11 protein-coding genes and 2 CRISPR repeat arrays are annotated in these 15466 nt (G+C 40.0%); of the genes, 9 read left to right on the forward strand and 2 right to left on the reverse strand.

Features of this window, described 5'->3' with window-relative positions; genetic code table 11:
- Positions 1-110: 110 nt before the first annotated feature.
- Both Q0976_RS03620 and Q0976_RS03625 read right to left on the reverse strand, forming a co-directional pair.
- Positions 111-395 carry a type II toxin-antitoxin system RelE/ParE family toxin gene (locus Q0976_RS03620; RefSeq protein ID WP_299491044.1) on the reverse strand — a complete coding sequence of 95 codons (285 nt, stop codon included), beginning with the start codon at positions 393-395 and terminating at the stop codon, positions 111-113.
- Positions 385-624: a type II toxin-antitoxin system RelB/DinJ family antitoxin gene (locus Q0976_RS03625; protein ID WP_299491047.1), complete on the reverse strand. Its 240-nt coding sequence runs from the start codon at positions 622-624 to the stop codon at positions 385-387. The genes Q0976_RS03620 and Q0976_RS03625 overlap by 11 nt, the downstream gene beginning before the upstream one ends.
- A gap of 515 nt (positions 625-1139) precedes the next feature.
- Positions 1140-1947: direct repeats of the CRISPR family, unit length 28 nt; unit sequence GTTCACCGCCACATAGGCGGCTTAGAAA.
- An 870-nt stretch (positions 1948-2817) separates the two neighbouring features.
- Between Q0976_RS03625 and Q0976_RS03630 the strand changes: the two genes are divergently transcribed.
- From Q0976_RS03630 to cas6f, 9 genes are all read left to right on the forward strand, one after another.
- On the forward strand, positions 2818-4728 hold the full coding sequence (locus Q0976_RS03630; protein ID WP_299491050.1) for an S-type pyocin domain-containing protein: 1911 nt from the start codon (positions 2818-2820) through the stop codon (positions 4726-4728).
- Positions 4728-5123 carry a lysozyme inhibitor LprI family protein gene (locus Q0976_RS03635; protein ID WP_299491052.1) on the forward strand — a complete coding sequence of 132 codons (396 nt, stop codon included), beginning with the start codon at positions 4728-4730 and terminating at the stop codon, positions 5121-5123. Before Q0976_RS03630 ends, Q0976_RS03635 begins: the two co-directional genes overlap by 1 nt.
- A gap of 183 nt (positions 5124-5306) precedes the next feature.
- Positions 5307-5510, forward strand: coding sequence for a hypothetical protein (locus Q0976_RS03640; protein WP_299491053.1), 204 nt, complete (start codon positions 5307-5309; stop codon positions 5508-5510).
- 305 nt (positions 5511-5815) lie between these two features.
- A complete protein-coding gene (gene cas1f / locus Q0976_RS03645; RefSeq protein ID WP_299491055.1) occupies positions 5816-6826 on the forward strand; it encodes a type I-F CRISPR-associated endonuclease Cas1f in 1011 nt (336 codons plus the stop codon).
- On the forward strand, positions 6823-10263 hold the full coding sequence (gene cas3f, locus Q0976_RS03650; RefSeq protein ID WP_299491056.1) for a type I-F CRISPR-associated helicase Cas3f: 3441 nt from the start codon (positions 6823-6825) through the stop codon (positions 10261-10263). The genes cas1f and cas3f overlap by 4 nt, the downstream gene beginning before the upstream one ends.
- A gap of 254 nt (positions 10264-10517) precedes the next feature.
- A complete protein-coding gene (gene csy1, locus Q0976_RS03655) occupies positions 10518-11783 on the forward strand; it encodes a type I-F CRISPR-associated protein Csy1 (protein ID WP_299491060.1) in 1266 nt (421 codons plus the stop codon).
- Positions 11780-12712, forward strand: coding sequence for a type I-F CRISPR-associated protein Csy2 (gene csy2, locus Q0976_RS03660; protein WP_299491063.1), 933 nt, complete (start codon positions 11780-11782; stop codon positions 12710-12712). The genes csy1 and csy2 overlap by 4 nt, the downstream gene beginning before the upstream one ends.
- A 25-nt stretch (positions 12713-12737) precedes the next feature.
- A complete protein-coding gene (csy3, locus tag Q0976_RS03665) occupies positions 12738-13763 on the forward strand; it encodes a type I-F CRISPR-associated protein Csy3 (protein WP_299491066.1) in 1026 nt (341 codons plus the stop codon).
- A 24-nt stretch (positions 13764-13787) separates the two neighbouring features.
- On the forward strand, positions 13788-14420 hold the full coding sequence (cas6f, locus tag Q0976_RS03670) for a type I-F CRISPR-associated endoribonuclease Cas6/Csy4 (protein WP_299491069.1): 633 nt from the start codon (positions 13788-13790) through the stop codon (positions 14418-14420).
- 189 nt (positions 14421-14609) lie between these two features.
- Positions 14610-15417: direct repeats of the CRISPR family, unit length 28 nt; unit sequence GTTCACCGCCACATAGGCGGCTTAGAAA.
- Positions 15418-15466 lie beyond the last annotated feature (49 nt).

Here is a 15466-nt window from a genome sequence, read left to right on the forward strand (position 1 = left end):
AAAATGATGGGAACATTTTTAGCCCTATAGCTTAACGAACGCTAATTTCATATTTGTTAAAAAGCCGTAGGTTTCTTCGAGTGGAGTATTTATTGGCTTTTTATTGTTGACTACACACGTTTTTTTGCGTCTTTGTAAACGCCTTCTTTGTCACGTTTACCAATCGCGACGACAAAAACAGTGATTTTTTCGTCTTGAACTTGGTAAATCATCCTATAGTCTGCTGTTTTTAATTTCACTTTATAACAATCAGGCAGTTCTCGTAGGCGGTTGCTCTCAATTCTTGGATCAAGAAGTACTTCAGCTAATTTTTTCTTAAATTGTTGTTTTATAGTATTACCGAGTTTGTGCCACTCTTTTAATGCTCTTTTATCGAACGTCAGTTCATAAGTCATCTAAAGAAACCTTTATCACTTGAGGGTGATTAAGTCGCTCTCTTGCAGTGGCGATTAACGCTTCATCTTCTTCATTGAGTAACATTTGTTTAAAAGGCAGTTTTCCATTTTGAGCAACGTACTCTAATGTTTGGCGTAACAAATCAGAAGGGGTTATTCCCAGTTTTTCCAATGTGGCATAGGACTGTGCCTTTAGTTCATCATCGATACGAATATTAATAGTGCCCATAATGCGCTCCTTTGAATGCTTTCTTGATAATAAAACAATATCGGGTTAATAAATGATATATTGTATATACGAATGTCATTACATCATGCTATATAGTAGCTTTTTTGACCTTATAGCGCAAATGGTAACAAGATGCTTGTAAATGAAAGTGGCTGCTTGGACTTGCTCATAGCAGTTACATCATGGTGCTCGCCTTGAAACCGACACTCACCCTTGTATCCACACGGAATGGTTAAAGCTGAAAGCAAGAAATCAAGCTTTAACCGTTGTGGGTTGTTTGGACTGGAGTGATTTCTATATAACTCCCTATATTCTATTTTTTTGAGTGGTTATTCATTGCATTTTTAAGCCCATGCCGCTTATAGTCAGTTGTTAACTTTTTTACCCTTGTTTTTTTGCTCTTTAACAACTTAACTAAAAATCAATAAGTTAGACTTCAGTGATTTAAATAAGGGTAAAACACGATTTTTTCTCTAACTGATTGCCATTCATAATCTTTTTGTTAAACTGCCATAGTTCACCGCCACACAGGCGGCTTAGAAAAACTGATTCAGAGTCAAAATCCTCAAGTAATAGTTCACCGCCACACAGGCGGCTTAGAAAATCAACAAGCGGCAATCATGCATTTTCAGGTGGTTCACCGCCACACAGGCGGCTTAGAAACCCAACCTTCATAGGCAAGAGGCTGAGTTAGCGTTCACCGCCACATAGGCGGCTTAGAAATATTAATTCCCACGGTGTATTAGTGGTTGATGGTTCACCGCCACATAGGCGGCTTAGAAATGTTGCCGTGTTTGCATTTTCAATACCATCCTGTTCACCGCCACATAGGCGGCTTAGAAAAGTTGTTAAAGAACATAAGCATTTTAGCTTCAGTTCACCGCCACATAGGCGGCTTAGAAAATCAACCAATCCGAATGATGAAGCGCTAATGTGTTCACCGCCACATAGGCGGCTTAGAAAACCTAATTTAACTTGATTTTCAGCATAATAATGTTCACCGCCACATAGGCGGCTTAGAAATGATGGGAATGTATACACTTATGAATATGATTGTTCACCGTCACATAGGCGGCTTAGAAAGACAACCCTGAACATTCAGTGCTAGTGATCTCGTTCACCGCCACATAGGCGGCTTAGAAAAACCAGCATTGATAAACTCACCAGCATTGATAGTTCACCGCCACATAGGCGGCTTAGAAAGGCTAGTGATATTATTAACGATGAAATGAGTGGTTCACCGCCACATAGGCGGCTTAGAAAACCAGCATTGATAAACTCACCAGCATTGATAGGTTCACCGCCACATAGGCGGCTTAGAAAATAGCAAAAATAAAAGCGTTTTTTGCTATGAATTTCGTGCTTTGCACGAGAAGAAGTATATCTGTTTAGATTATTGATTTTGTGAGCAAAATGAATAAGCCATTATACTGAAACTTGTTACAGTATTTCACTGCCACACAGGCGGCTTAGAAATAGCAAAAAATAAAAGCGTTTTTTTGCTATGAGTTTCGTGCTTTGCACGAGAAAAGAAATGTTTTTTAGTTTATTGATTTTGTGTGCAAAATGAGTAAACCATCATACTGAAACTTGTTACAGTATTTCATTGCCGTACAGGTTGTTTTGAAATAGAACGGTGAAACAGCTGGTTGCATTCATGGTTTTGCTTTTCCATCAGTGTAAGTGAACTTGAGGGCTTCGATTTCAAGGATGAAATCGCAGAGTGCCCAAGGACGGGTTCACAGCGTCCCGAGAGTTACTTACACATAAGCCCGCTGCAAGGCGAAGGTCATAACAATGATCGCTATGAGCGACAAATAGGGAGATTTGGCTGGCCGTTGTATAGGGATATACTTTATTCATTCAATGAATTCTCAATGTGTTGATGAATACATCATTTCAGCACTGCCACACTGGCTGCTTAGAAATAGCAAAAAATAACAGCGTTTTTTTGCTATGAGTTTCGTGCGTTGCACGAGAAAGTTATATCAGTATTATACTGTTGTTTTGCTTTCTAGCCTCTTTCTAGCCATAGCTAGTGAAAATTCGCCCACGACAGGACAAATAAATCCCTTTTATTATTAATCAATTGTGGTAAATTATCGCCCTTAGGGAAAGGATGCGCGAAGTGATCTTGATTAAGTAAGCAGGGCATGAAGTAGGCGTGCTTTAATAAGGGAATTAGGGAGCAGTATGTCAGGGAAGGTAGTGCAACTTCATCAATTGATGGAGCATGAAGCGTTAAGCATTGAAACGGATTTTACTCATCTTAAAGATAATGAATTAAAGGCTTACCTTGCCACAGGGGAGTCATTATCCAGTCTTAAAACCGCCCTCACTCGCGGTGAAAAGCTCTTACTCCTCGAAAAGCCCCGTGCGCCTATGTTCATCATGGACTTTCCCAAGGCTGAGCTTAGTACTGAAGACAGGGTTAAAATCATTTTGCATAGCTTAAAGCCGATGCAAGTCAGGCAAGTGCATTCCGCCATCAATCCCTCGTATCCAAAAGAGGTCATCAAGGCCATTGATAATCGCTTAGGCACTGCAGGTGGCACGATCGCTATTGGCGGCAATCCCTACAAAAGCCCCTCATCGGATGTCCTGCATCCTCCCGCGGAAATGCCAAAACGCACGAAAGAGCCGTTAGTAGCAGACCCTAAGTCTGAGCCACCGGGGCCTGATAAGTTCGCCAAGTTTAAAGAGCAAGCTTATGGGAATAAGGTGTTTGCAAAGTCGATTATACTGGGAAAAGACGTCTCAGATATGCGCACAGAAGAAGAGTCCGCCAAGAATTTTGGCGTATTAAGTTTGTTTAGTCTGGCATCGAGCAATGCTAATAGCGTGTCTTCAAATACATCCGTACAAAATAATGCTTATGAAAATCAAACATTATTGCTAAAGCGTGGCGATACCAGAGAGAGTGATAGAGGGGAATGGTCATTTTCAGGTAAAGCAGTCAGCCGCTTTACCTCTTATACCCAACTGCTTGCGGTGTGGGCCAAAGATACTGGCGGCGCTCAGTATGAGTACTTTGATTTTCCTGTGCTTAAAGAAGCCGATACACGCGTAAAGTTCTATTATGAATTGCCGTCAGAGCAAGCGTTAAAAAATGACAATAACCTTGATAGCAACCAGCCTGTGTTAAAAGCGGTGCATACCGATGATAAACAAGTCTATCCTGATAAAGTCAAAGTGATCCAAGCTGTGATGGATGGTGACGGCATACGCGCCGATTTAACCGACGAACTCAGTTTGCATTGGCGACCATCAACAACCGATCATGATGAAAGTGCTAACACAGCACCACAAAGCAATGAAAGCGCCAACACTCTAAGCGAAGAGATCAACAATGCCTTGTGGGACTTAAAAGTCCATCCGCAGACCGAGGACAATACCTGTGATATTGTTGAGCCTAACCTAGAAGTAATCGTAAATTTCCCTGCAGAATTGAAGATAAAAGCCGTGTATTTAGCCCTGCACACAGGCGAAGATGATGCAATGGATAAAAAATGGTTGTCTGTACCTAAAGGACAACTCACCTTTGATGCTGAGGGAAATGATTTTAACGATAATGCATATTTTTCAAGAGTTATACACTGGCCAGGAAATGAATTATCGGGTGTGACTATTGGGAGAGGGTATGATTTAGGAAGTCGTAGCCAAATAGAAGTTTATGATGAATTAGTTAAAGCGTATGTCAATAAGGATACTGCGAAATTGATTTCTAAAGGCGCTGGTTTAAAAGGAGAAAGTGCTGAGAAATTTGTAAATGAGAATAAAGCCAAGATAGGGGAAATAACAAGAAAATCCCAGCATTTTATTTTTGTGAATATTTTCCCCTTTTATGTGCAGCGTACCAAGAATAATTATAACAAATGGACAAAAAATTATTCAGAAAGAACGGATTGGGATTTACTAGATAATAAAATACAAGATGTCTTAATTGATTTTGTTTATCAGGGGTTTACCAAGGGGGAGAGACCCATGGTCAAAGGTATGAAAAATGATAAACAAGAACTAATCGGTTACATTAGGTCAAATCCCATTCTAAAGTCTTATGAAATGGGTAGGAAGCGAGCTAATTACCTACAAGGAAATAATTAATGAGAAATATCGTTATCTTAATAACTTTTTTAAGCTTTCAATCGATGGCTGATGTTAAGGATGAGGATTGCTTTAATAAACAATATCTTCCAGAAATTAATAATTGCTTCAATAATAAGCTTTCAATCAATAGGGGGAATTTGGAAAAAGAATATAAGAAACTTGAAACATATTTATCCAATTCACAGGATCACAAAAAATACTTGGAAGATATAATAAAAAATAAACAGGAGTGGGAAAAAGTAACAAATGATTTTTGCAAATTGGAAAGCTACTTTGTAGAAGAAAAAACAATAACTCATAAAATACAATTTAATCAATGCATGGATAGAAAAATAAAACATCAAATTTTGGAAGTTACTAATTTATATGGGATTGTTTCTTCAATGATGTGATCAATATTATTGAATATCAATGGTTCTTCTTTTATTTGAATTATAGCTTCGTATGATACAAATCAAGGTGGCGTCGGTGGCCCCATTGCCTGCGCCTCACTCTTGCTGGCCGCTAACGGCTGCAAGGCTGGCAAACTCTTTTTTAAAACCTGAGGAGAAGAAACCGTTGAAGTCTTAGGCGAGATGAAAGACGCCCTTAAAGTGGTGCGTAACAACAACCCCAAAAAACAGCTATACAAAAAAGATCCCTCCATCCCTAACCATCAAGCGGATCTCAATACTTGCATCTTTGAGATTAGTTTTGCTAACAAGTGGGTTAAAGCAGGCTTAGAGCCTTGGGTAATTCATGGGGCGGTATATTTTGATGTGTTTCAAAATTATCAATGAGATAAAGCAATGGTTTTTATAATTCAATTAATTAGTCGTAATGAACCTACTCAGTGAGGAGCTGCTTTCCAGTTATATTCCTATCTGTTTGAGCTCACAAAAACCACATTATTAGTAGTGAGTATTGTTAATACTTTGATAACTTACCGTGTTCGATATGTTTGTTGAGCGCAGATTGTTTTATATCACTCGATTATCTTTATGATTGGTATAGATGAGTGGCTGGCATTAACACAAGCGTGATGCGGTAATAGCAGTTTGATGTGATAGTCGTAAACAGGGACGTCACAGAGAGAGGATTAAAAATGGATAATTTATCGGCAACAGACCTAAAAGCTATATTGCACTCAAAACGTACCAATATGTATTACCTCGAATACTGCCGCGTGATGCAAAAAGATGGCCGTGTGCTGTACCTTACAGAAACGGCCAAAGAGAATCAGTATTTCAATATTCCTATTGCTAATACCACTGTATTACTGTTGGGAAATGGCACTTCTATTACCCAAGCGGCAATGCGCATGTTGGCGCAAGCTGGCGTCTTGGTTGGTTTTTGTGGTGGTGGCAGTACGCCTTTGTACATGGGTTGTGAAGTTGAGTGGTTTACGCCGCAAAGTGAATACCGCCCAACAGAGTATCTACAAGGCTGGCTAAGTTTTTGGTTTGATGACGCTAAACGTTTAGCCGTTGGAAAAGCATTTCAACAAGCCCGTATTCAGTACCTTCAAAAAATTTGGTCTAAAGATAAAGACTTAAAGAGTGAGGGTTTTGAATGGAGCGAGCCAGGCTTACAAGCCGCATTTGATGTTTTTGATACAAGAACCCATGCCGCGACTCAGTCATCTGAACTCTTATTAACGGAAGCGCAACTCACTAAAGCATTGTATAAGTTTGCCGCTAATAATACCCAATTAACGGGGTTTAAACGACAGCATCAAACGGATAAAAATAGCCCCCAAGCCCTCACGCAAAAAGCCAATGATTTTTTAAATCATGGTAACTATTTAGCCTATGGCTTAGCCGCCAGTTGCTTGTGGGTACTTGGGATCCCCCATGGATTTGCAGTCATGCATGGCAAAACTCGCCGCGGCGCTTTAGTGTTCGATGTGGCCGATCTCATTAAAGACGCACTCGTTCTACCATGGGCGTTTATTTGCGCATCAGAAAACGCTAAAGAGCAAGAGTTTCGTCAACAAGTACTACAAGCCTTTACGGATCACAAGGCGCTGGATTTTATGTTTGATACCGTAAAAGCCATCGCGCTGCAAGCGAAAACGCCACAAGAAATTGCAGCGATAGAAGGTGGTTCATTATGATGGTTACCTTTGTCAGCCAATGCGAAAAGAATGCCCTTAAAAAGACTCGTAGAGTATTGGACGCCTTTGCTAATCGCATTGGGGATAATACTTGGCAAACCTTGATCACCGAAGACGGCTTACAGACAGTTAAAAAAATGTTGCGAAAAACCGCCAGTCGCAGCACAGCCGTCAGTTGCCATTGGTTACGCTCTCGCAGTCGCTCCCAGTTTTTGTGGGTAGTGGGCAATAAAAATAAGTTTAATAGTGAGGGTGTGGTGGCGGTGAATACCACAAGAAAAAACCTATTAAATACAGATGTTGAAAATGATTGGCATTACCTGCCGTTAATTAAATCATTAGTCGGCTTGTCGGCCCTATTTCATGACTGGGGTAAAGCGTCAAAGTTATTTCAAGAGAAATTAACCCCAAATAGCAAAAATAAATTTAAAGGGGATCCCATCAGGCATGAATGGATTTCAGTATTATTGCTTAATGCATTGGTCAATACCAAAACAGATAAAACATGGTTGCTTGAGTTAAGTAAAGGTGAGTTATCAGAGCAAGTATTAGTAGAGGCTGTTAAGGCGCAAGAAGAACGCCCTTTAGCACAACTATCTGATGCGGCGAAGTTAATCGCTTGGTTAATCGTATCTCATCATCGCTTACCTTACACAAAAACAGATTGGCGAGATGAAAAAGCGCCTGATATCGACTCAATGCTTGAGCGCATAACCAAAGAGTGGGGTTATCAAAATAATCATGATCGGCAAGAGTATCAAAAGCGGGTAAAAAACTGCTTTGAATTTCCAAAGGGCTTATTAAGTCAATCAAAGATATGGATGAAACAGATTCAGCGTTGGGCGACTAGTTTAACGAACAATTTACCTTTGCTTGAGTCAGCGATGAAAGATGGCAGCTATCGGTTAGTGTTACATCATGCGCGTTTATGTGTAATGTTAGGCGATCATTTTTACTCATCACAAGATGCTGCAAAAAATTGGCAAAATAATACAGGATTATTTGCCAATACTGATAGGAATACCCATGCATTTAAGCAAAAGTTGGATGAGCATTTAGTGGGTGTGGCTAGAAGTGCACTCAATACGGCACATTTATTATCCGCTTTTGAATTTGAATTGCCAGTGGCAAGCAATATTCAAACATTAAGAGCGGCAAGTCCCAAACCTTTCCAATGGCAAGATAAAGCCGTTACTAAAATAATGGATTGGAAGAAACAGCAAGGAAAAGAACAAACAGGCTTCTTTGCCGTCAATATGGCTAGCACTGGCTGCGGTAAAACCTTCGCTAATGCTAAAGTGATGCGTGCGTTATCACAAGATGGTAAAAGTTTACGTTACATATTAGCGCTTGGGCTGCGCACATTAACCCTGCAAACAGGTGATGAATATCGAAATTTGATCGGTTTATCAAAAACACAATTAGCGGTATTAATCGGCTCAAGAGCTGTGGCTGAACTACACAATGCAGCACAAAGTCAAAAACGTTTAACAGAAGATGAAGTCACCGAAGAGATTTTAGGCTCAGAATCTAAACAAGCATTACTTGATGAATTTATTGATTACGACTGTGAACTACCAGAAGAGAGATTAACTACAGTTTTAACTCGCGATAAGGATAGGCAGTTTTTATATGCGCCCGTACTCGCTTGTACGATAGATCATATGATGGCAGCGACAGAAACCAAGCGTGGTGGCCGCTACATATTGCCTTGTTTGCGATTAATGTCTTCCGATCTCGTAATAGATGAAATAGATGATTTTACTGGGAATGATTTAATTGCCATTGGTCGTTTAATCCATTTAGCGGGTATGTTGGGCCGCAAAGTGATGATCTCATCCGCCACCATTCCGCCCGATTTAGCCCGTGGTTATTTTAATGCCTATAAAAAAGGCTGGCAGATCTTCAGTAATAGCAGGCTTAATACCTGCGCTGAAATAGGTTGTGCGTGGATTGATGAATTTAGCACAAGTGTTCAGTCAATTAAGATTATCGACAGCCATAATGCATTGCAACATTATCAGCAGCGCCATGATGAATTTATTGAAAAACGTATTACTAAATTAAAGCAACAAGTGGCTAAACGTAAAGCGGACATTATTGCCTGTCCACTCGTTACAGATGTTAGTGACGTTCTAGGTGCCAGAGACGTTGATAGCCATTTATCACATCATGGTAATGTGTCACTTGAACAAGTAAAAACTGAGCAGTACTTTGCCATCGTAAAGCAAGCTATTTTAACTAAGCATCAGCAGCAACATAGTATAGATCTAAAAACGGGGGTAAAGGTGTCATTTGGCGTAGTGCGTATTGCAAATATTTCGCCTTGCGTCGCGTTAACCAAATACTTATTACAGGCAGATTTTAGTCACAATAGCCATCAAGAAAATACGCAAGTAAAAGTGATGGCTTATCATAGTCAGCAAGTGCTGTTACTGCGTCATGAGCAAGAAAAACACCTTGATAGCGTATTAAAGCGAAAAGAAAAGCCCGATCAGGCTCAGCTGGCCTTTAGTGATCCTGTTATTCGTAATCATCTTGATAAACTTCAACAGCAAAGCAAGCATTCACCTGATCTTACACAGAATGTAACGCAAAATATGATTTTTATTTTAGTGGCGACACCTGTTGAAGAAGTCGGGCGTGATCATGACTTTGATTGGGCCATCGTAGAGCCGTCGTCTTATCGCTCCATTGTGCAACTGGCTGGGCGTGTGCGTCGCCACAGAGCTTCTGCTGTGGAGCATACCAATATTGGTATAATGCAATATAACATTAAAGCCTTTAACGCTAACGATAAACTAGGTGGGCAATACTTTATCCAACCTGGGTATGAAAGCGGTTGGGATAAAACATTACAGCAACATGATCTTAGTAAATTAACGAATGAAGCGCGCCTTAGTGAAAGGTTAGATGCTATTCCTAGGATAAAAGTGCCAGTCCAAGCAGATAAGCAGCTTTTAGCGTTCATAGAGCATCAAGTAACGGCGATGCAACTGACAAACTTTTCTGCATGTGGAGCAAACACCCTGCAAGGTTATTTAACAGAAACCTGGTACTTAACCGCATTACCGCAAGCGTTAGCCCCTTTTAGACAAAGCGAAGCGAGCGTTAATTTATTTTTGTTTTATAACGCGGATTATGATGCGTGTTATTTCACTCAAAAAGATGAAGCAGGCAAACCGCTACTCGATGAAACTCATCAGGCGATTAATCGTGAAGGCATACTCAATATTACCCATGTGCCGCTAACAAGATTGGAAAAGAATAACCTCTGGTTTGAACGAGATTATCAAAGCTTACTGTCAAATTATCAAGATAATGAATGGTTAAAGACTAAAGGGCAAGTTTCATTGCGTTATGGAGAAATTAACCTTGTTGATCGTGATAATGCTGCATATGAATATAACGATCAATTTGGTTTAATACGAAGATAAAAAAACAGCCTAGACGCATAGCCTCTAGGCTGTTTTAAGCTGCCTGTGCGGCAGTGAACATAGAGCAATAATATATATATAAACTTTTCTAAGCTGCCTGTGCGGCAGCTTTCCATTATAAGATTTTTAGTTTTAAAAAACAGTGATTTTAATTTATATCTATATTGGTTATTAATAAATATATAAACTGGTGTTGATCAAAATGCGAGCTTAAGTTAATCTCTATGTTATCGATTAAGACAAGGAAAGCCACAATGTTAGATCCCGCAATCGTTAATTTCTTTAACGAACGAAAAGAAGCATGGTTAAAGAAGAATATAAAACCTTCAATGGCCCTTGATGAGGTCAATGAGCTAAAACAAGCGTGTGAATTGCAATTTTCATTAAATGAATGGTTACCCAATGCGGCAAGAAGGGCGGGACAAATTTCCATTTCTACCCACCCTTGTACTTTTAGCCATCCGAGTTCGCGAAAAAATAAAAATGGTTATGTGTCGTCAGTATTGGCAGCTATTAATCATAGCCATGATGGTTTTCTAAAAACAGGTAATGTTGTTGCCGCGACCGATGCATTAGGTAATGCGGCTGCATTGGATGTTTATAAATTTCTGACTTTAATAATGAATGATGGCACGACATTATTAAATCATATTCAACAGGATACCGAGCTTGCTCAAACCTTATTAACTATTAATTCGGCAAGTTATCAAGCCTTGAAGAGGGGCTTTCTTGCCATGGTGGAAAGTGATGTTGAAGTGATCACGAGCGGGAAAATAAAACAAGTTTACTTTCCTATTGAAGATGACGAACAGCAATATCATCAATTGTCATTGCTAACGAACTCTGGTCTGGTTTATCAATTACGCTCTCGCCTCGATAAATTGCGTTTTTCCGATGAGACTAAGGCGCTAAGAGAACTCAAAAAGAATAATGGGTTTAGTGAGCAAGGTTATAGTGAAATTTACGGACTAACCACTATTGGCTATGGAGGGACTAAGCCGCAAAATATCAGTGTATTGAATAATCAAAATGGAGGTAAAGCCCATTTATTATCGTCATTACCGCCCAGTATTGAAAAGCGTCATGTGCATTTTCCCAAAGGTGACTTTTTTATTGAGTCATTAAAACAATATGATTATGCCGACACATTTAAAGCGCTGCATAAGCTATTTAAGAGCGAGCATAATAATATCAATATTCGTCAGGCGCGAGACCGTTATCTTCAAAATATTATGGACTTACTCATTGAAAAAATGTGGGCTGTGCGTGCGGTTTCACAAAATCAATACCATCAAGCATCTTCTTTGCTTGCTGGGCATCAGTTAACTTGGTTACACAGTGACTTTGAGCAAGAAAGAGAAACCGCTGAGCAATGGTTAGATACATTAGTCGATGAAATATCTCGCTGGATTGGCCGTAGTTATGAAAAAGTATTAGCCAAACAAGCAATAACATTAGGCGAGGAGGAGTATTTACTATTTGTAAATATTGTTGAGCAAAACAGGGAGTTTTTAAAATGAGCAATATAAAACGCTTATTACTATTACCACACTTAAAAGTGCATAACGCTAATGCGCTTTCTAGCCCGTTTACCATAGGCTTTCCCGCTATGACGGCATGGTTAGGTGCTGTGCATGCTTTACAGCGAAAATTAAATGCGCACGGTTTTGACTCGGCTAAATTGATTGGTGCAGCAGTGATTAACCATCAATGTGATCTACAAACTCACAAAGGAGTGGGAGACTTTGTTCATTCCATTATTGGTACGGCTAATCCATTAGATAAAACAGGTGCAAGAAGTGCTTTTATTGAAGAAGCACGTTGTCATTTAGACGTTTCCTTAGTGGTTGAATATACAGGTATAGACAAAGAAGATGAAGTGCAGATCCAAGAAAAAATAGCTCATCTACTTAACAGCTACATGAAAATAGCGGGTGGAGATATTATCGCCTTTAAACAACCTGAGTTTTTTAAAGTGGAATTGAATAATAGCAGTGATTTAAAACGCCTGACTTGCAAGCTAATGCCCGGTTACGCACTCATTGAACGACGGGATTTAATGATAGAAGCGATGGAACAAGGGCAAGATGCAATGGATGCCTTATTGGATCATTTGAGCATTCATCATCATTGTGAGCAAGATAAAGAGGGAAATGTGACTTGGCATAGTCAGAGGCAATCCGCTGGCTGGATAGTCCCCATTGCCACAGGTTTTCAGGGGTTAACTGATTTAGGCACAGCTAAAAATCAGCGAGATCCAGAAGTCCCTCATCGCTTTGCAGAAAGCGTCGTGACCTTAGGTGAATTTAAAATGCCGCATAAGATTAATGCAATAGATGAAATATTATGGCGTTATCAGACAGATCTAAGCCGTCATTTATACCTTTGCGCTCAAAATAATAGCGTGCCGCAAACAGAAGAAGAAATTGAAAACGCTTATTACGCATAACCTAAATTATTAAAAGGAAATTATCATGGCTAAAAATCAAGACACAGTATCAGTATTGGCATTTGAAAAGAAACTCGTACCATCAGATGCTTATATGTATGGTACCCAATGGGATGATCGTAGTCTTGCTACGCCCTTGTCATTAATGGAAAAGTCAGTGCGAGGAACGATTTCGAACCGTTTAAAAGCCGCGATAAAAAACGATCCCGTTAAATTAAATGCAGAAGTAGAGAAAGCGAATTTACAAACGGTAGACAGTTGTGCATTAGCGCCAGAGCAAGACACCTTAAAACTGCACTTTACCTTAAAAGTATTAGGTGGCGTACAAGAGCCGTCAGCCTGTAACAATGTATTATTTAAGCAAAGTTATGCCAGTGCAGTGCGTGATTATATTGGCAAAGACGGTTTTCAAGAGTTGGGTAAACGTTATGCGCTAAATATTGCCAACGCGCGTTTTTTATGGCGTAACCGTGTAGGGGCCGAAAATATCGAAGTTCAAGTCAATGCGCTCAATAAAGATACAAAACAATCATGGGTCTTTGATGCGACTCAGTTTTCGACTAAGCATTTTAATTATGATGAGCCCAAGGTGGTTGAATTAGGGCAGAGAATTGCTCAGGCCCTTGCCAGTGAAGATGATTTTCTAATGTTAGAGGTAAATTGTTTTGTGCAAATAGGTAAAGCACAAGAAGTATACCCAAGCGAAGAGCTCGTGCTTGATAAAGGTAAAGGCAAAAAGAGTAAAATACTCTATGCGGTAAAAGAGATTGCTGCGATGCACTCTCAAAAAGTCGGTAATGCACTGCGAAGTATTGATACTTGGTATCCTGAATTTGATGATGTTGAAACGTCAGCTGGGCCGATTGCCATTGAGCCCTACGGCGCAGTAACCAATTTAGGTAAAGCCTACCGTACCCCTAAAGACAAGCAAGATTTTTATACTTTCTTTGATAAATGGGCGCGGGGTGCTGAACTTGAACGTATTGAAGATGAACATTTCGTGATGGCTATTCTTGTCCGTGGTGGCGTATTTGGTGAAAGCGATAAGTAGTTAAGTGTAAAGGGATCAATAACCATGAACTATTACCAAGATATCACCTTATTGCCGGAGGTTGACATACCGCTTAGTTTTATTTGGCCGAAAGTCTTTCAACAAGTGCATATTGCCTTAGTGGATAATAAGCTGGATAAAAATCAATCTGCCGTTGCGGTGAGTTTTCCTGAGTTTAAACAGACTCGATTTCCTTTGGGGGCGAAATTACGCTTATTTGCAACAGAGCAGCATCAGTTGCAGCAACTAAATATTGCAAATTGGCTCAATCGACTTGACGATTATGTCCATGTGAAAGGCATTAAAGCGGTGCCTGATCCGGTAAAATATGTGCGTTTTTCACGCAAAAATGTCAAAAGCCCTGAGCGGATTGAAAAAGACATGCAGGAAAAAGCCAAGCGTTGGTCTGATAAGTCTGGCCTATCGATGGCGGAAAGTTTGCAGCAATTAGCCAAAACGAAACCACAAGCAAACTGTGATTTACCGTTTATTTTTCTGCATAGTCAAGAAACTAAGCGGCGCTCACCCGATAAAAGCAGCCAGTTTCCATTATTTATTCAGATGGAGCGAGTGAATGAGCCATTGTTTGGTACCTTTGACTGTTATGGTTTGAGCTTTGCGCAAGCGGATAAACAAGCCACCGTTCCTTGGTTTTAGCCTTGGTTTTAAAGCAACGTTATGGCTGTTATTGCATTGAATAGCAGTCATAAAAAATACCCTTTATTTTTGCTCTTTAACAACATGCGTAAAAATCAATAAGTTATACTCCAGTGATTTAAATAAGGGTAAAATACGATTTTTACGCTAACTGATTGTTGTAACTTATTTTTGTGTTAAACTGTCATAGTTCACCGCCACATAGGCGGCTTAGAAAAGTTATCGAAAAATTACAGCCAGATGAGTTATGTTCACCGCCACATAGGCGGCTTAGAAAAGCAATGATCCGAACGCTAATTGCATTAGTGAGTTCACCGCCACATAGGCGGCTTAGAAAACCTCCTGAAAAAATAGACCCTCTTCAAACATGTTCACCGCCACATAGGCGGCTTAGAAATGAATCAAGCCCTTTTCCGGTTGAATCCTGCCGTTCACCGCCACATAGGCGGCTTAGAAAATGACTTTCGGCGTTATCATAATGTCTACACCGTTCACCGCCACATAGGCGGCTTAGAAAACAATCGCGGTTAAAATTCGAGGTACTAATGCGTTCACCGCCACATAGGCGGCTTAGAAATCACACTCAAGGCATCCAAAAATGTCATTTTTGTTCACCGCCACATAGGCGGCTTAGAAATGTTATCACTGGTCGTTAGCCTTATCTAACAGGTTCACCGCCACATAGGCGGCTTAGAAAATTATTATCCAGCGGCCCCCATGTTAAAAACTGTTCACCGCCACATAGGCGGCTTAGAAAACCTAATTTAACTTGATTTTCAGCATAATAATGTTCACCGCCACATAGGCGGCTTAGAAAGACAACCCTGAACATTCAGTGCTAGTGATCTCGTTCACCGCCACATAGGCGGCTTAGAAAGGCTAGTGATATTATTAACGATGAAATGAGTGGTTCACCGCCACATAGGCGGCTTAGAAAACCAGCATTGATAAACTCACCAGCATTGATAGGTTCACCGCCACATAGGCGGCTTAGAAATAGCAAAAAATAAAAGCGTTTTTTTGCTATGAGTTTCGTGCTTTGCACG

It is taken from the genome of uncultured Shewanella sp. (assembly GCF_947501665.1).
Classification (GTDB): domain Bacteria; phylum Pseudomonadota; class Gammaproteobacteria; order Enterobacterales; family Shewanellaceae; genus Shewanella.